Source organism: Alkalibacterium psychrotolerans (genome assembly GCF_054784355.1).
Window position 1 is genome coordinate 41,675 of the sequence record NZ_BAAGPH010000142.1, and the last position, 18,088, is coordinate 59,762.

Genomic DNA, 18,088 nt, shown 5'->3' on the forward strand with positions numbered 1-18,088 from the left:
TAAACATGAACTTACTAAGTTTGTCGGAGTTTCTGTGAAACTCCTTCCGATTAGGGGTTAATCGATACAAGTTCGGCCGTTTGATATGCAAAGTTATGCCGAATAACATCTTACGACACAAGTTCTCACTTAAATTTGCGAAACTCATACCGAATAACAGCTAATCGGTACAAGTTTGACGTTGGAAATCCTCACCTTATATCGATTACACTCAAACAGTTCTTTTCAAATAGAAAAAGACCAGCCGCAGCTGGTCTTCCTTATTTAATTACCTAATTGAATAACCCGCGCTACATTTTCGGCTGTCTGTTTTAGATTGGCGTAGCCTTGACTTAACGCGTCTTCCAAAGAAACGGGCTGATTCAAGATACTGAATACGGCATGAATCCCTTCATCGTAAACAGATTCGTATCCTTCTGAAATCGAACCTGCAAGTGCAATCACCGGAACACCGTGTTTCTTTGCGACACGGGAAACAGCTACGGGTGTTTTTCCGTAAATAGTCTGGTGATTAATACCACCTTCCCCCGTTATGACCAAATCCGCATTCGCTACTTTTTCATCGAGCTCGAGTATATCGACTAAGAGTTCGCCGCCGTTTTCTAGTTTGCCGTTTAAGAAAGCCATGATGCCGGCTCCTAATCCCCCAGCTGCTCCTGCTCCAAGAACGTCTTCGAGATTAACACCGAGCTTCTGTCTGATGACTTCTGCAAAATGTCCCAGGTAACTATCCAGCTGTTCCAGTTGATCAGACGTTCCACCTTTTTGGGGACCGTAAATGAAGGATGCACCCTTTTTACCAGTTAAAGGATTATCAACGTCACAGGCTACACGAAAGTTGACATCTTTCAGCCTAGGATGCATGCCCGATAAATCAATTTCAACGAGGTCTTTAAGTCCTTCTCCTCCTAGTGAAATTGATTGTCCCTTTTTATCAAGAAGTCGGCCGCCAAGGCTCATAATCATACCTGCGCCACCGTCATTCGTCGCACTTCCGCCAAGGCCGAGGAGAATCTCCTCCACGCCTTCATCCAAAGCATCTTTAATCAGTTCTCCGAAACCGTATGTGGTCGTAATCATCGGGTTCCTTTTTTCAAACGGAACTTGATCCAGACCGGATGAAGCTGCCATTTCAATTACAGCCAATGTTCTGTCACCAGACAAACCATATGAAGCTTCAACCGGCTGATTCAGTGGACCAGTTACCTCGATTGTCTTTAACGTGCCGCCAGTTGAATCGATAACCGACTGCACAGTCCCTTCTCCCCCGTCTGCCATTGGAACCTTGACATACTCAGCATCCGGAAAAACAGATTTCATTCCTGCTTCAATCGCCTCGCAGGCTTCCAGCGCCGTCAGACTTTCTTTAAATGAATCAGGGGCAATCACTATCTTCATCGTATCCATCCTATCTAAAACGTTCTTAATTATAAATTATTGCTGTGGCTTCATTATACAATAAGATTGCAGTGAATATTGAAGTCTATTTATCTTACCCAAATAAATTCATAAGGATTCAAGGTATGTTTTCCGACTGCCTCTTTCTGTGATTGCAGCTCTGTGCCGTCAAACGGGAGGTTTACTTCAACAACCTCATCCGATACATTTACCGCAAAGAAGATACGTTCAGCAGTTTCCACGTTCTCTCTAATTAATGAAAAAACTCTGTCGTCAGACTCGATTATTTTCTGCTCTGCATAAGGAGAAAATGCCGATGATGATTTTCTGACAGCAATCATGTTTTTCATGCCGTTAAAAATCGACTGCCGACGTGAGTTACTTCTCAGTTCCTCTTTCAACTGATTAACTTCCAGCTTTTCGCGGTTGATGCGTCGGTTAATTCCTGACTTTTCCAAACCTTCCCGGTCATTACCCGATCCCAGTAGCGAGTGATAATAAATAGCCGGTACACCGATGAAAGATAACAGTATGGAATGGGCAGCCAATGATTTTTGCACCAGCTGTTCAGGAGAATCCTCTTCATCTTTTAACATATCCATATAATTAATGTTCAGCTCATATGGTGACTCACTGCCATCTGGATTAGTCTTATATGAAACTTCTCCACCATTCTGTTTGACTTTATCCAGCAGATTACCAAGTTCATCGTTGTTTAGAATCCCTTCCACTGGTCTTACTCCAATGCCGTCATGACTCGCCAGGAAGTTAAAGTACGTTGACTGGTCTGAGACTTTCTCAATTGTCTTTGCCCATTCCGATAACTTTTCCGCATTTTGTGTAGCGAAACTGTACTGAACTAAAGGCGGCAAAGTAAATTGATAGACCATGTGCGCTTCGTTAGTGCCGTTGCCAAAATACGAAATGTTTTCCTTATGCGGTACATTCGTTTCAGTAATAATTTGTACTTCCGAATCTATGACTGAAGTAATTGTGTTCCACAACTTAATAATTTCATGAGCCTGATCTAGGTGGATACAAGATGACCCTGATTGTTTCCATATGAAACCAATCGCATCCAGTCTGACACTCGAGGCACCCTTTTCAATATATTCCAGTAAAATCTCAGTCATTTCGAGCAGAACTGGGAAATGGTTAAAGTTGACGTCAACTTGGTCCTCGCTGAACGTAGTCCAAACTGTTTTCGTACCATTCTCTCCTTCGTAGGAATGAAACAATGGAGATGTTCTCGGTCGAACAACATTGGAAGTGTCAAAATCTTCTGTTTTCTCGAAGAAATAGTGTTTAAACTTGTCGTCATCTGCTAAGAAACACTGGAACCAGTCACTTGATTTAGACATATGATTGGCTACAAAATCAAACATCAACCGGAAATCTTTAGAGAATTCCTCAATGTTGGCCCACGTACCCAGGTCCGGATTGATTTCTCTATAATCCAGTACTGAAAAGCCATCATCTGATGTATAAGGAAACATCGGAAGCAAATGCACGTCTGATATCATGTCTTCTGCTTCTTCTTTTAGGAAGTGGTGAAGCGTTGATAACGGCGACTGATTTTCTTCATAAACGCTGTCTCCATAAGTGATCAAGTAGACATTTTCTTCTGTCAGCCGACTGGTTTGATTATCTAATGCTGACCATTTGTCTACCAACTTGTTCAGTTGTTCAGTATACTCAGGCTGATAGTCTTCGCTGTAGATTGCTTTTAGGTGCTTTTCAATTACTGGTTTCAATGAGTCTATCTGATTCATGTTAAAACTCCTTTATTTTTTCAATAGAACTGTCTGATATCCTTTTGCAGGTACAGTTAGTGTATCTACCTCATCAATTCTGTTTTCTTTCAAATTAGTTGTATAGACCGTCTTAAACATTTTCGTCAGAATAGTTGCTTGCTCTGGTTGACTGTGCGGATTATATAGACGAACAATAACACCCTTTTCTTTTTCAGCTTTCTTGAGGGAACTGATAAAGACTTTATTGTTGCTTATCTCCAGAAGACTCATTTCCTGAGGAAGGGATTCTATTGGACTAGGAATTTCGAAACGGTCAAGTCTTTCTTCGAATGTATTCAGTTTCTGATTCTGATAAGTGATAATCTGTTCATTATACTGATCAGCCAGTTCAAACAGTTCCTGTTCTGACTTGTGTCCTAAACTAACGGCATAATCAAATGACCATTCTCCAATCATTTGAGCATCAGGTGTTTCAACTACTTTATTATTGATACCGGAAGCACGCCCTGGACGCCACTCAAGATCATCTCGACCCAATAGATCGACGCTTCTGAATAGAGTTAAAGCTAATTGGTTATGTTCCGGTAGAACTTCGTATTCTTTTAGTCCACTTGTGAAAGCAGTAATGGCTTGGGAGTCACCTTCAAAACCGACGAAACGTTCAATAGTATAGACTGGAACCGGCGCTTCTCTGTATCCTTTTTCTTTCCAGTAAGCCAGGCGCTCTTCCACTAGCGGACGTTCAATGAGGCTGTACCCTTGATCCCCATAGGAATACTTACCTTCTTTGACCGGTGTATTCAGGCAGACTCTCACTCGGTGATCTTTCGCCTGATTATCCAGTGTATGGCGGACACGAATGAATGTATCATCTGATCTAAGTTCTATAGTGGTTTCTACCTCAAAATCCACCACTTCAGTTGAGTCTGTTTCTGTCCGGTCATTTAAACTTGCCGGTAACTTTCCTTTGTGAAGTACAGTCATCTTCTGAACATGTTCGTGTTTTTCGACAGATAGCAGTTCAACTTCTGAAAGATGAATGGCTCGTGAGCCAACTAAAGGAGAATAATCATAAGAGTCTCCTGCATCAGCTGTGTCTTCAAACGTAATGAAGTCTTCAATTTCCTGCTCAGTTGTTTTATCAGTGAGACGCAACTGGTTGTCCTTAACAACTAAACTGTAAAGATTGTTTTCTATAGTGTTTAAGCCTTCTTCTTTGTGGTGTTTATCCTCACTAATATTAGGATAAATTGTCAAAGTTGTATACCCCAAGGAAGGAACGGTTATCGATTGAATCAGTATCTTATGCTTGTAATACCCTGGCAAAGGAATTTGTTTCTCGCCTTGATCGGTTACCTGGACTTTTTTGCCACCATCAACATATTCCGACTGCACTAATGAGTATGGAACTGGCTTCCCTTCAGCATCTTCCAAAGAAAACCCTTCTTCTCGTGTAAACAGTGTAACTTCAAATGACTGCGTAGCTGTTTTAGCCTGTGTATTAAATACTAGCAGACAATTATCCAGATTGTTGCCTTTGACAACTGCCTGAGTTAACTGCTTTTTAATGATATTCAAAAGACCATCCACTTGGCGATTTACCTTTTTCAAGCGTTCAACAATTCCGCGATTGGTATCATCTGAATTACAGCCACCAATGCTGTCATGCGCATGAACGTCAAAGAGCTCTTTCCACATGTCATCAATGCGCGCTTTTGGATATGTCAGCCCTTGTTGTTCTCCGATTACAGCTAATGGTTCCAGCTGATTAATCAGCTTATGTTCAACCAGACTATTCCAGTATTTGATATCATAGCGCTGTGAACGAATTGTTCGGTGCATGCGTGACAATTCTGTTCCAATCAGTTCACCCTTAATGATATGCGTAAAGGCCTCATCATCCCACGTTTCTTCCATATAGGTTTCATAATCAGATAAAACATAGGTATGGCCATCTTCAATAGCGTTCAACTGGTTAACTGTCTCAGGGAAATGTTCCCGAATAAGTACCTGGTCACCGCCTGAAGGGAATAAGATGTGATCTGTTCGACTGCTTAAATGGCTGATTTTTTCAACCAATGGATAAAGCGTTTCATTCCGGTACCCTTCTCCTGTTTCCAAATATTTTCCTGGACCGTATCCCAGCGGTAATAGGGCTGATTTCACTCCTAAACCGTCAGGTGATTCCCATTTAAAATGAACATCGCCGTCCAGCTCATCTGTGTAAATGCCTCTTTGCAGGACACTGTAGTCTATACCGAAGCCATGAAACACTGACGGCAGGTAGGTGTTTTGTCCAAAGATATCCGGCAGATAGCCCACATTCATGCTGTGACCAAATGCTTCCGCTCCAAGAACACCGTATAATAAATTACGAACCAATGACTCTTTGTGAACCAATAAAGAGTCAGCCTGGGTATACCATGGTCCAATAAACAGGCGTTTTGCTGTTACCAGTTCTTTGATTCGGTTTTTATTATCCGGTTCAACTTTCAGATACTCTTCCACTACAGACAACTGTCCGTCAAAGACATAGCCCGTATAAGACTCATCCTTTTCAAGTACGGTCAGTAAGTGCGACATGTTTTCAGCTAATATTAAGTTTGAATCTTCTATTGTAAAATACCATTCGCGATCCCAATGAGAGTGCGGAACGATATAAACGCGTTTTGAATCCACTCGTCTTCCTCCTGTTTAATACAATAACCGCGAGGATTTAAAGCCCCCACGGTATTGTTTTTTAATGTTTATATGGTCATTCGTCCTTTTTTGATCAGGCTGTTTCGTATGAAGATATTTGAAAATGCAATGAACAGGACACCGACTAAAAGACCGATTAGATAAGCAACCACGTTGTCAACCAGTGGCCATCCCCATACAGCGGGAAGCGGCAGCCACTGAACAGCACCTAAGAGTACGGCTGTTACAGATCCTAAAATAGCTCCGATAATATTTGTCGGAATGGTAATCAGCGGATTCTGAAGCATGAAAGGAATTGCACCTTCACTGATAGCCAGGAATCCAAGCAAGATTGACGTGTTCCCTGTTACACGCAAGTTTGCATTAAACACGCGGCGACCCACGACAAATTTGTCAATAACTGTTGCGACACCTAAACCGATTGGTGGAATGACAATGGACAAGACTCGTGCTGTCAGCGGGAATACCCCGTCTGCTGCCAGACCAATATTAATCGCTCCAGCTGCTTTGTTGACTGGTCCACCTAAATCAAATGCTGTAGCTGCTGCGATAATTGACGATAGAATCACTTCGCCAGATTCGGCTGAAGCAACGATGGCCCGCTCCATCCAAAGATTGACGGTTCCAAATACTGGATCAACAATGTAGAAGTTGGCCAGGAATATAGCCAGAACAGAAACAGCAGGAATCAGGAACATTGGCTTCATGGCCTGAAGATTTTTGTGCAGCTTAATTTTCTGGTTTAGAAAGCGTGACAGATATCCGGCCAGGAGACCTAAAACTAAGGCACCAAGGAAACCAGAGGCAATTCCTCCCTCAATTCCCCAAAAACGGAAATGAACTCCGTTTGCAAACAGTCCTCCGACAAAACCGGCTACGATACCGACTCGGTCTGCTATAGCGTATGCTGTATAGGCCGCAAAAATAGCATAAATGAATTGGAACAACATAAAGCCTAATTTATCCAAGTGATGTAAAATGACAAAAAATTCATTACTGTGAGTGGCAAAAGAGATATCATTAATTTCATTAACTAGTCCAAATGGCATAGCTCCTAGTTTAGCAATACCCATCATCAGACCACCGGCAACAAGAAGCGGAATCATATAGCTGATACCTGTCATGATGGCCTGAACCATTTCCTGTAGCACCGTCTGTTTCTTACCGTTATGATCTTGTACTGGCTGTCCTGAACTGCCCTCTTCCGCAGCTCTGACTGTGCCATCCGGGCTATTCAAAACTTGATTGATTAACTTCGCACTGTCTTTTAAAGGCGCTGCAACACGAGTCTGTACAAATGGCAGCCCTTTAAAACGGTCTTTTTCCTTGACCGGCAAGTCTGTCGCGAAGATAATACCGTCAGCTTTGCTTATCTGGTCATACGTAAAGCGGTCTTCAATCCCTGTTGCACCTTGCTTTTCAGTGATAACCTTATAACCTAGTTCTCTGCCCGCTTTTTCCAATGCTTCAGCCGACATATAGGTATGAGCAATGCCGGATGCGCAGGATGTGATACCTAAAATAGTTTTCTCTGATTTAGTCTGTTTCGAGTGAGCTGATGACTCTTCAGTCTGCTCTTTTTCATAAGTATTCAGACGCGTCATAAATTCATCCGGATTAGACGCTTTCAGCAGTCCGTTGAAATACTCCTGGTCCATCAAACGTGTGCTTAATTCAGCCAGTACGTTTAAATGAGTTGAGCCGGCTTCTTTTGTCGGGATAGCTAATAGGAAAACAAGTTCTACCTGGTTATTCGGGTCGATACTCTCCCAGTCCTCGACCGGTTTTTCCAGTCTCGCTACGGCAAAACCGGCTTCGTTCACGGTATCCGATTTACCATGAGGAATCGCCAGACCGTTCTCCATACCGGTTTCAGACGTTGCCTCTCTCTTCATAACGCTTTCAAAAAAAACCTGTTCATCTGATATGACATTCTCTGCTTTCAACGACTGAACCAGCTCGCGTAGAATATCTTCTTTATTTGTTGATTGAATATCGTAACGAATCAGATTCTGATTGGTCAGTTGTGCTAAATTCATTTTTTATCCTCCTTGTTTTTACATGCGCTTTCATATCTCTATGTACACTTTACTCCATATTATTCTATTCGTGTAGTACATCCCCTGTACATTTGTACAGATATAAATTAGACTGTTAATGACGACTTACATATGAATTTTAAGAGGAGCTATTATGGGAAAATTAATTAGTCTATTCTCTAGTCACATTAGAGACTTAACGTTTACAGAAAAACAGGTGCTCTATTTTATTGAAGATAACTTGGAGCGCGCTCAAACAATGTCTTTGACAGCTATAGCCGAAGAAAATAATGTAAGCACCACCACCATTGTTCGGTTGAGTCATAAGCTCGGTTACTCCGGCTTTGCCGAACTGAAATTTAATTTAAAACGCCTATACGCGGAGTTCAATGCCTCGGACAGTTTAAATGACCTGGATCCCGTTCATCAATATATGGAACAGCTCGCAACTGGGTTAAACCAGCTGGATGTAGAACTGGTCAAAGAAGCAGCCGATTTGATGAAGCACTCCAAAAAAGTAATTATTGTATCCGTCGGTCTCACTAAAATGGTCGGCGAATATATGAGCAAACGTCTGATGCAGCTGAACTGTTCCTCTTCTTACATTTATGAATCCCATATGATTGATTTGCTGACTAACTGGGTAAGTGAAGAAGACTGTATTGTGTTTATCTCCTCAAGCGGTAATACTGAAACACTCTTGAAAGCCGTCGAAAAAATGGACCATCTGGGTATTCCCACAATTGCTTTAACAAACAATCCGGACAGCTCGCTGATGAAATCAACTGAAATCGGCATCAGTCTATCTGTACAGAATCAATTATACGGCGGCTATGATATTTCTGCCCGCTCCTTCTTAGTTGTATTAAGTGACCTGATTATAGATTACTATCACCTGCTTGATGAGTAAGAGAAAACACATGATAGAAAGCCTCCTATTACTGTACAGTAGTGGGAGGCTTCATTATTTTATAATATGGAGTGACACCCGTACTTTGAGTGTGGTGTCTTCTTTTGTTGAGGGTTACAGACTAATCGGGTGCTGTTTTTATTCAAAAACAGCAAACTTGTGCCGAATAGCTATTAATCGATACAAGTTTACTGGTATTAACCTAAAACTCATACCGATTAGCTTTATTCGACACAAGTTTCTTTCGAAAGTAACGAAACTCATAGCAATTAGACCGTAATCGGTACAAGTTAGAGGGAAAACTCCTCTAACTTGTGTCGATTAACTAGCAATCACAAGATTGAGTCTCTTTTCTTTAAAAAAAGACAACTGCCGCAGCAGTTGTCTTCCTCATTTGGATTTATCTGTTTGCTTTTCCTGGAGCAACTTCCTTACGGTTGTTGTTCTGGTTTCCACGGTTTTCGTGATTCTGACGGTTGTGATTGTCATTGTCTTTGTTTCCGCGGTTCTGGTGGTTCTTTCTGTTGTGATTCTCATTGTCACGGTTATTTCCAGGCGCTTCTGGTTCTTCAGGCTCAGCTCTTTCCTCGATTGGTAACGTCAGAATTCGGCCTTCTGTTGGAGCATAGTTCACAGCTCCTTCAGCTTCAGTTGTTTCCTGAACGAATTGAATCAAGGCATTTGTTACCTGTCCGGCATCTTCCTGAATAATGGTTGCTTGAGAGAAGTCATATCCGTCTCCACCGGAAACAATAAAGTTATTTGTCGCAATAGTAAAAGACTCATCCAAATCCATTGGTTCACCGTACATAAATAAATCAGAATCAGCATAACGACCATTTTCATCTACATAGATAATGTAATTTAATCCAGATGTCTGCAGATCGATCTGTGCACCAAAACTATCGAGAGAACGCTCAAACGAATAAGCAATGATGTCTTTTAAGTCATGTCCAGTCATTTCAAGAATAGTAATATTGTTTCCGAACGGATCAACGGTGAAAATGTCTCTTGCAGTAATATCCCCAGCTGCGATACTCGCACGGATACCACCATTATTAGTAATGGCAATGTCAGTATTGGCAAATGTTCTAAGTGAATCAGTAATCATATTACCGAGTGCTACGTCCATTTCCCAGCGTGCATCACGACTCAAACCTGTTTCAGTATAACCAATGACTTGAGATAGGAGTTCGTCTGTTGCTTCGTTGTAAGAATTGACTAAGGATTGAACTGTTTCATCAACTAAAGCATCGTCCAGTTCTGAAACAGACTGAAGTTGACCGTTGACGGAAACGTCTTTCGTCTCCGCATCAATTGAAACATCGAGCATTCCTATGTTTCGCGCATTACTTCCTGCGTGTGCAATAGGTGTTCCATTAACTACACGCGGCTCTGACAACGCCGTATGTGAATGTCCACCGATAATTAAATCAAAGAAATCAACTTCTTCAGCTAAACGCTGATCAGCAGAATAACCAATATGGTTCAAGGCGATAAACACATCGACTTCATCTCTTAAGTATTCATATTCACGTGCTGTTTCTACATAGTCGTCAAACTCCAAACCGACAATGCCTGCTGGATTCGTCGCTGGTGGGTTTTGCGTTAATCCCAGAACGCCTACTGTAAAGTCGCCGAAATCAAAAATTTCAAACGGGTCTAAATCTTCAATTGGAATAGAGTTATCTACTACTCGTGTATTGGCTGATATCCAGTTAAAGTTCGACTCATTTCTTCTGTATTGGAAAACTTCCTGTCCATAGTCAAACTCATGGTTCCCGACTGTCATCAAGTCCAGATTCATGTGGTTCAACAGATTGATAATCGGCTCTCCGTCTTGAAGGTCAACTACTGGATTTCCACTGAAAATATCTCCTGCATCCAGATACAGTGAATTTTCAACTTGAGCACGCTGCTCCGTCAAGAAATATGCCATTTTACCAAAATTATCAATGCTGGCATGGATATCATTCGTATGGAAAAGTGATAAAGAATAGCTGTCTGAACCCTCGTCTGTGATGTCTGCTTCCTCTATTTCTTCTTCAGCGGACACCATCATAGGTGCAGTTAATAATAAGGTAGATGAGAATAAACTCAACACCCAATTTCTTCCTTTGTTAGCCATTGAAACACTCCTCTTTTATATTTTGTATAATACACTATAAGATAACAACAGCGTAGTATACGCTTCCATGTTATAGCAGGATTCCTTTGAAAGCAACCTACAAAAGGAAGATAAGAGCTTTCTAATAGTTACATTCTATACATAAATAATCTGGATTTGTAACGAATTCATTGGGTCGATTTGAAGTAGTCTTTCTCTAACTGGATTCAGACTTGATACCTATAAAGCAATATTTCACTTATAAACTTTCCATAGATTAAAGAAGTCTAGTAAATTCTTTATTATCACTTGTAACCAGACACACTGATCAATTCCTCATTGACAACTTTAAAATAGTTCAAAATAATTTAATGAGTTTATAAAAATAAAGACAGTATCTATAGTATCAAGACAACCCTAGGAGGACCATAAATCATGATAGTAAAAGACCGATCGAAATCATTGAGCCATTGCATTCTTGAATCCTTATACGTTCGAGATAATCTTTCATCCACTGCCAGGATTAAATACGAATCACAAAAGAAAGGCTTAGAAGGCGAACTCGAATTTGACCATTTGATTCAAGAGGCCAACTTACCAGGTCTAATTATTTGTGATTTACTTCTAAGTACAAAGGACACGCATTTTCAGATTGATGCTCTTTATATTACTGATGGACACATTTATCTATATGAGATAAAAAATTACTCTGGCTCTCAGAATTACAAGGATGGCTTTATTTACTCTGAATCCGGCTATGCAGTCCAAAATCCTATTGCACAGGTCGAGCGCAAGCAGTCATATTTGCATAACCTACTCTTAAATATGGGCCATCAAATTGAACTATCGAGTTATGTCATCTTTATCAATGCCGAGTTCTACCTGTACTCCTTTCCCGAAACACCCCAAGTTATTTTTTCAGGACAACTCCAAAACCACTTTTCACATTTGTCAAAAAATTCAAGAAAAGTGTCTTCAAAGACACAAACTCTTTCGAATAGATTGCTTTCTATGCATGTACATGACTATCGACCAACGAATCTACCCGATTATACTTTTTATCGGCTGAAAAAAGGAATTTATTGCCCAAACTGTTTAAAGTACGACTGCCATACAACGCGACAATTCCGTATATGCCCGCATTGTAATTATAAAGAGAAATATGCTGAAGCTATAAAACGCACACTAAGAGAGTTCAGACGGCTGTTTCCAAATGAAAAACTGACTAGAGAAATCGCCAACGAATGGTGCGGACTAGAATTGCCGTCTAATCGAATCAAATCTGCGTTGGTTAAGAATTTTGAGCTCCACCATTCTGGACGCAGTAGTTATTACACTTAATTTCTCAAAACACACCAAAAACAAATGCTAATAAGTTAGATATTTTTCGCTCGAGCGAAAAATTCCATTACGAAGATCCTGAAAGCTTATCTAGCAGCTCTGACAATTACGAAATCGGCTAATCGAAATAAGTTCTGATTAGCTTAAGACAAACTTGTGCCGAAAAAGGTTAAATCGATACAAGTTTCACCACAAAAAGAAAAAACTCATGCCGATATTGCCTATTCGACACAAGTTTACTCTGAAAGTCGAAAAACTCATGCCAATTAGCAGCTAATCGGCATGAGTTTCTCTTCTTTTATTCACTTTTCGTTAGGAAAGAGAGAGACCTCTCTCTTTCTACCTAATTAAACACCTAATCTAGTTATTATTCTTAAACCGGACCATCCATCCCAGTATCACAAAGTTAATCACATTTACACCTAAAGAAAAGACGAATGCCGGTATATATGAACCAGTAAAGTCAAAGATATAGCCGACCAGTGAAATCGAAAAGGCAGCTCCCAGACTCGTGGCAAAAGCCAGTATGGGGTACAGGCGCACAAAGTGATAGCGGCCGAACAATTCTTTAGTCAGCAATGTCACACTAACAGACGGGATGGAGAAGATTCCTCCATATAGTAAAGCCGCAGCATAAAGCAGTCCTTCCGAGGAAAATAAAATCATCATGACGCTAGCTACACCAACGAGACTGATCATCACCAGCGTACTTTTTATCGGACCGATTCGGTCACTGATGTAGCCCATTCCCAGTTTAAACACAATACTGCTGAGCATTGTAATGGACAACATGGTCGCCCCTACCGCACTCGTCAAGTTTACTGTCTGAGCAAAGCCTGGAAAGTGCTGGGGCACACCTATCAGCATTGTCTGAAGCAGTGTGAAAGCAAACATCATTCCAAACAGAAGTCCGCTAACGCCTCCTTGTGCCTCGCGTTTGATTGTGGCTTCTTTTTTAGCTGTCTGTTCAGCAGTTTCTTCTTTCTTCCCATACGGCAGATACCCGGAATCTCTCGGGTTTAAAGTATAAGGAATAAGTATAGCTGGCAAAGTGAATAAAACAATCAGTAGTCCCATCAACTGGTAGCTGACTTCCCAACCATACAGTTCAATTAAATTGGAGAATATAGGTGAAAATAGCGCGCCACCGACACTGCTGAAGCTTAGGACAATGCTCATAACTAAGCCGTGCTTTTCTTCAAACCATTCATTGACAACGATTGTCAATGGAACCCATGCCAGCATTCCACTCCCGATTCCTCGAACGGTTCCCAAAATGTTAAAGACAAGGATCGATTGAGTCATTCCCAACAGGACATTAGCCCCCCCTGCTAAAAGAACACCCACCAGCAAAAGACCCTTGAGCGGGAACTTTTTCACTAGCATCCCGGCATATAATGACATAATGGCCTTGGCAAACAAGGTTAATGTATTATGCATCGATACTGTCCCACGGTAAACACCTAAACTTTCAGCAATGGGCGTAATAAATACACCATTTGTCATGACCGGTAAACCAATCGCGCTGATGGTCACCCCACACAAGCTAAGCATCACGAGCCAGTGCTTCATACTCTTATTTTTCATATAAACGTCTCCACTTCATAAAAATTCTACATTATATCCAGTATACGCTCTTGAATTGCACTTGTGTAGAGAAGTTTTCCACCTTTAGCCAAAAAAACGCTGACACCTGTTAGGGGCCAGCAGATAACTTAATTGAAATTTACTCTGATTCAAGCGTAACCACTATAAGCTCAGGACGATTATTAACACGAAATGGAAACAGACTGTTCCCTAGTCCACGGCTCACTATCATCTGCGTGTCACCCTCTTCATACAAACCGCTAGTGTATTCTGGAAAGAAACCTTGAGTAGGTGCATATAAACCATTCACACCTGGTACTCGAATCTGTCCGCCATGGGCATGCCCTGTCAGAGCCAAGTCCACGTCTGTTCGGGCATACAACTCCATCACTTCGGCCCTATGGGATAGCAGTAGGTTAAAGTCTGTACCAACTTGATTAGTTAAGCCAACCAGACTATCCTGCAGAAACTGTTCCTGAGATCCGGCCATTTCAATTTCTTCTCGTGTGACCAATAACGGATCCTCCAGGCCGATCAAGCCGATTTCAGTACCCTCTCGTTCAAGCAATAAAGATGAATTATCTAAGTTAATGACTCCGATTGCTTCCATTTCTACTTGCAGTTCAGGATACTGCTCTGACGCTATTTCATGATTACCGGACACAAAATAAACCGGAGCCATCTCAACCAATTCAGTCAAGGCCTCTATAGCTACAGGAATATCCGTACGGTTGCTATCAATGACGTCCCCTGTCACTGCAATCAAGTCTGGGTTTTGTTCTCTAACCTTATCAGTTAGCTGATTGCCAAAATCCTTATTATGGAGATCAGAAACTTGTACGATTGTATAGCCGTCAAAAGCCTCGGGTATATCAGTATGATTAAAATCATAATGCGTCACTTGAATGGCGTTGTTCTGCCAAACCAAATAAGCAGCAATTAACATTGTAAATAGTAATAGTAATAGCAAACGAACGAGTTTAAATCTTTTCACAGAGTTATCTCCTCGAAACAATATATTTAGTAAATAAAAAGTGACTATTCAGTAATACCTACACACTGAATAACATTTAAACTATACGCTATTTTGAGAATAAATAACAGTGAATGATACTGAAACAATAAACTTTCGGTAACAATCTTTTTCGAGACAATTACACATCAAATCTTTGGGTTATGATATTGTATTTTTCGCTTTATACGAAGAAATAGAAACTGACTTTAATACACTTCCTTTCCTCATTTCAACTAGATATATAAATAACTAAATCATCTAAATTCTAATATTTATTCAAAATAGCCTAATCATGTTTTATACGCTTTCTTCCATAAAAACTTTTTTTGAATAGGTTTTATAAAGTGATAAAGCGTGTCTAGTTCCTCCACTTTAAATAAATAGGATAATAGTATATAAATGATTAGACCAGTTATTCCTTGTACTGAAATCAATATAATATCATTTAAATTAGTAATGTAATTCAATATAAATACAGCAGTTGAAGTTAGGAAAGAAATAATAGTTATTTTTTTGATGTCTTTTAGTTGATCGATAATTGAGTAGTTAATCATTTTTTTCGTGTAAGAAGCATTAATGAAATAAGAAATAAAATAATTTAGTACTAGTCCCCATAGTAGCCCGAAAATGCTCAATCTCAATAATAATACCATTGTAACAATAACTAATCCGATTAATTTCTCAATAAATTTCACTTTTAAATATAAGTCAGAGCGCCCTTTAACCTGTAGAATACTAAGATTAAGATTATGAAGGGGTGTAAACATGCCCGCTAAGCACAAGATTTGAAAAAAAGGAATAGCTGGTATCCAGTTTTTTCCTAATACAATTCTGAATAAAGCGGGGGCAAGCGAAGCTAATATAAGCATAACCGGAAATGTTATAAAAACTGTACTCTTAAATACTTTTTGAAAACCATATTTCAACCTAGACCCTTCATCTTTAAGCTTGCTGAATAAAGGGTAGCTGACTTTTTCTATAGATATTTCAATAGAATCAGAAGCGCTCACACTTAACTTCTGAGCATTTGAATAAAAACCTAAACTAGTTAAGGAGAATCCTCTTCCTATGATGACTGTATACAGATTCTCATACATTAATGTCAGCAATTCTGAAATCAATACTTTCCATCCGAAGTTAAATAACTGTTTAAAGGATGTAAAACTGAAATTAAGCGAAGGCCTCCATCTATTCACATAAATAAATGATAGACATTGCAATAACTGTAACAAAAGCACCTTAATAACTAAACTCCATATTCCATAACCGCTAAGAGCTAATCCAATCGCTATTAAGCCCGATATTATGGAGGCTCCAATGTTAATTTTCATCTGCACACCGAACCTCATGCTTTTTGTCAATAAGACCTTCTGCATTAAACCGATTGAATCTATTATAATTACTAATCCTAATACACGAATGACACTGATTAGTTGAGGAATTTCAAAGAACATACTGATTAAATCTGCTGAGAAAAATAGTAACACATACAAAGTAAGAGCCATAAAAACATTATAGAAAAAAACAGTAGAATAATCAGTCTGGCTGGAATCCTTTTCTCTAAGCAGTCCATTTTTGAACCCACTATCGACTATTGTTACAGATATCATTATAAACATCGTCATAATACCCAATACACCAAAGTCAGAGGGTAACAGTAATCTTGCCATGAACAATTGAAAGATCAGCTGAATCGCTCGAGAGCCGACCGTATCCATGAAACTCCATATCATGCTTTTTATAGTGCTATCTTTGTATGAGTCATTGTTATTCATAAACTGCCCCCTCAATTCTATGTTCTTTCAATATCTAAAGACTAGTAGCGGTTGTTAATTTCAAATAAATATATAAAACAAGAGTCCATAAAGAGATTTTATGATAATGAATGGTCTAGCTTAGAAATAGTCAGCTTTCAATAATACTTATAAACTGTTCCAATGCTTCATCATTAGAGTAATCTTGAGAATTCAAATATTCTCTACAATTTTCAATTAATTTAGGATTATTTAAAATTTTTAATAGATTATCATAGAGTGCATCCTCATTATTTTCACTTATAAAACCTTCTTTACCCTCTATAATCATTTCCTTCGCTGAAATTGTATTAGTTGTAATAACTGGTGTCCCTAAACATTTAGATTCGCCTATGACCATTGGAGCTGCTTCATGAAATGATGGTAATAAGAAAATGTCGGCATTTGTTATATAGCGATAAGGATTGTCTTTATTGCCATAGAGAAAAATGCTATTTTCAAGTGACCTTTCTTTTATATACTGCTCAATTTCACTTTTCTGGGGTCCATCCCCTACAATATGCCATTGTATTTTATAGTTATTATTTTTCAATTTCTTAATTGCATCAACTGTTCTAATTATTCCCTTCTCACTACTCAATCGAGCAACTGTTATCATGTTGAAAAATTCTTCATTATACTGAACAGGTTTCTCCATTCCACGTCTTTTTATGTCATTGAAATTATGGAAATTTTTAACACTAAAAACTTTTGAAGATAGTTCAGGAATTGCCTTTTTAAAATTTGAGCTGCAACCATTAGACACTGCAGCTATACTGTCAAACTTTCTATAGTAGTATTTATTTATTCCAGTGTTTCCTCCATATTTTAAGTAATCACAATGCACAAAGCCAATTTTTTTATCAGCCTCTACTTTACTTAACACATATTCATTACAGCCACCGTAAAACTGATTTTTTAACGACCCCTGTAAGTATGATATTGCCACATCATACCCTTTGATTGTCTGTTGAGTTGAAAATAAAATCTTAAATGGAAGAAAATTATTTATTAATTTAGTCCATAATGCTAATGCGCCGCGCAATAAATACAGGTGTAAACCCTCTTCACTTGTCTGATCCTGCGTTATACCTAATAACCTTAGATAAGAATTAGCTTCTATTAAAGTAACTTCTCCAGGTAAGCTCACATTGTGTTCTGCACCAGCATTAAAAATCAGAATAGTTACATCATATATTTCTTTAATTTCATTGAGGAGATTAACTAAAGCACTTGTTGTACCACCAGTATTTAAATTATTATTAACTATAATTATTTTTTTCTTCTCTTTCATAAGAATACCTCCTCGTATAATAAAGTAATTACCAATTTTTTTAAATTTTTATCATGTTTTAAAGCAACTATCGTTGCTCTTTCAATAAAAGTGCAAAAAGACACCTCTTCCCCCCTTAATCTGATAAAATGAAGTTCACTAAAACAAACA

The 18,088-nt window shown here is 39.3% G+C and carries 11 protein-coding genes; 2 read left to right on the top strand and 9 right to left on the bottom strand.

Annotation, left to right across the window (positions count from 1 at the left end; genetic code table 11):
* Positions 1-264 precede the first annotated feature (264 nt).
* From ACYVLS_RS12040 to ACYVLS_RS12055, 4 genes are all read right to left on the bottom strand, one after another.
* Positions 265-1,398, bottom strand: a complete 1,134-nt coding sequence (locus ACYVLS_RS12040; RefSeq protein ID WP_460324916.1) for a glycerate kinase — start codon at positions 1,396-1,398, stop codon at positions 265-267.
* A gap of 89 nt (positions 1,399-1,487) precedes the next feature.
* Positions 1,488-3,170: an alpha-amylase family glycosyl hydrolase gene (locus ACYVLS_RS12045; protein ID WP_460324919.1), complete on the bottom strand. Its 1,683-nt coding sequence runs from the start codon at positions 3,168-3,170 to the stop codon at positions 1,488-1,490.
* Between the two features lie 12 nt (positions 3,171-3,182).
* Positions 3,183-5,831: a glycoside hydrolase family 38 N-terminal domain-containing protein gene (locus tag ACYVLS_RS12050; RefSeq protein ID WP_460324922.1), complete on the bottom strand. Its 2,649-nt coding sequence runs from the start codon at positions 5,829-5,831 to the stop codon at positions 3,183-3,185.
* A gap of 68 nt (positions 5,832-5,899) precedes the next feature.
* The gene (locus tag ACYVLS_RS12055) at positions 5,900-7,891 is read right to left on the bottom strand and encodes a fructose-specific PTS transporter subunit EIIC (RefSeq protein WP_460324925.1); all 1,992 of its coding nucleotides are present in this window, start codon (positions 7,889-7,891) and stop codon (positions 5,900-5,902) included.
* Between the two features lie 154 nt (positions 7,892-8,045).
* Between ACYVLS_RS12055 and ACYVLS_RS12060 the strand changes: the two genes are divergently transcribed.
* A complete protein-coding gene (locus ACYVLS_RS12060) occupies positions 8,046-8,801 on the top strand; it encodes a MurR/RpiR family transcriptional regulator (protein ID WP_460324928.1) in 756 nt (251 codons plus the stop codon).
* Between the two features lie 400 nt (positions 8,802-9,201).
* Here ACYVLS_RS12060 and ACYVLS_RS12065 read toward each other — a convergent pair whose 3' ends face one another.
* On the bottom strand, positions 9,202-10,929 hold the full coding sequence (locus tag ACYVLS_RS12065; protein WP_460324931.1) for a bifunctional metallophosphatase/5'-nucleotidase: 1,728 nt from the start codon (positions 10,927-10,929) through the stop codon (positions 9,202-9,204).
* 414 nt (positions 10,930-11,343) lie between these two features.
* Here ACYVLS_RS12065 and ACYVLS_RS12070 point away from each other — a divergent pair, with 414 nt between their 5' ends.
* On the top strand, positions 11,344-12,249 hold the full coding sequence (locus ACYVLS_RS12070) for a nuclease-related domain-containing protein (protein WP_460324934.1): 906 nt from the start codon (positions 11,344-11,346) through the stop codon (positions 12,247-12,249).
* 360 nt (positions 12,250-12,609) lie between these two features.
* On the opposite strand, the gene ACYVLS_RS12075 is transcribed toward ACYVLS_RS12070, so the two are convergent.
* The 4 genes from ACYVLS_RS12075 to ACYVLS_RS12090 form a co-directional block, all read right to left on the bottom strand.
* On the bottom strand, positions 12,610-13,836 hold the full coding sequence (locus tag ACYVLS_RS12075; protein WP_460324937.1) for an MFS transporter: 1,227 nt from the start codon (positions 13,834-13,836) through the stop codon (positions 12,610-12,612).
* Between the two features lie 139 nt (positions 13,837-13,975).
* A complete protein-coding gene (locus ACYVLS_RS12080) occupies positions 13,976-14,830 on the bottom strand; it encodes a metallophosphoesterase (RefSeq protein WP_460324940.1) in 855 nt (284 codons plus the stop codon).
* Between the two features lie 311 nt (positions 14,831-15,141).
* The gene (locus ACYVLS_RS12085; RefSeq protein WP_460324943.1) at positions 15,142-16,626 is read right to left on the bottom strand and encodes a lipopolysaccharide biosynthesis protein; all 1,485 of its coding nucleotides are present in this window, start codon (positions 16,624-16,626) and stop codon (positions 15,142-15,144) included.
* 130 nt (positions 16,627-16,756) lie between these two features.
* Positions 16,757-17,938, bottom strand: a complete 1,182-nt coding sequence (locus ACYVLS_RS12090) for a glycosyltransferase (RefSeq protein ID WP_460324946.1) — start codon at positions 17,936-17,938, stop codon at positions 16,757-16,759.
* Positions 17,939-18,088: the final 150 nt, after the last annotated feature.

What these genes read in the sequence shown, in the direction of transcription:
- ACYVLS_RS12040 (WP_460324916.1), bottom strand. Translation starts at nt 1,398, where the DNA reads ATGAAGATAGTGATTGCCCCTGATTCATTTAAAGAAAGTCTGACGGCG.
- ACYVLS_RS12045 (WP_460324919.1), bottom strand. Translation starts at nt 3,170, where the DNA reads ATGAATCAGATAGACTCATTGAAACCAGTAATTGAAAAGCACCTAAAA.
- ACYVLS_RS12055 (WP_460324925.1), bottom strand. Translation starts at nt 7,891, where the DNA reads ATGAATTTAGCACAACTGACCAATCAGAATCTGATTCGTTACGATATT.
- ACYVLS_RS12060 (WP_460324928.1), top strand. Translation starts at nt 8,046, where the DNA reads ATGGGAAAATTAATTAGTCTATTCTCTAGTCACATTAGAGACTTAACG.
- ACYVLS_RS12065 (WP_460324931.1), bottom strand. Translation starts at nt 10,929, where the DNA reads ATGGCTAACAAAGGAAGAAATTGGGTGTTGAGTTTATTCTCATCTACC.
- ACYVLS_RS12070 (WP_460324934.1), top strand. Translation starts at nt 11,344, where the DNA reads ATGATAGTAAAAGACCGATCGAAATCATTGAGCCATTGCATTCTTGAA.
- ACYVLS_RS12075 (WP_460324937.1), bottom strand. Translation starts at nt 13,836, where the DNA reads ATGAAAAATAAGAGTATGAAGCACTGGCTCGTGATGCTTAGCTTGTGT.
- ACYVLS_RS12085 (WP_460324943.1), bottom strand. Translation starts at nt 16,626, where the DNA reads ATGAATAACAATGACTCATACAAAGATAGCACTATAAAAAGCATGATA.
- ACYVLS_RS12090 (WP_460324946.1), bottom strand. Translation starts at nt 17,938, where the DNA reads ATGAAAGAGAAGAAAAAAATAATTATAGTTAATAATAATTTAAATACT.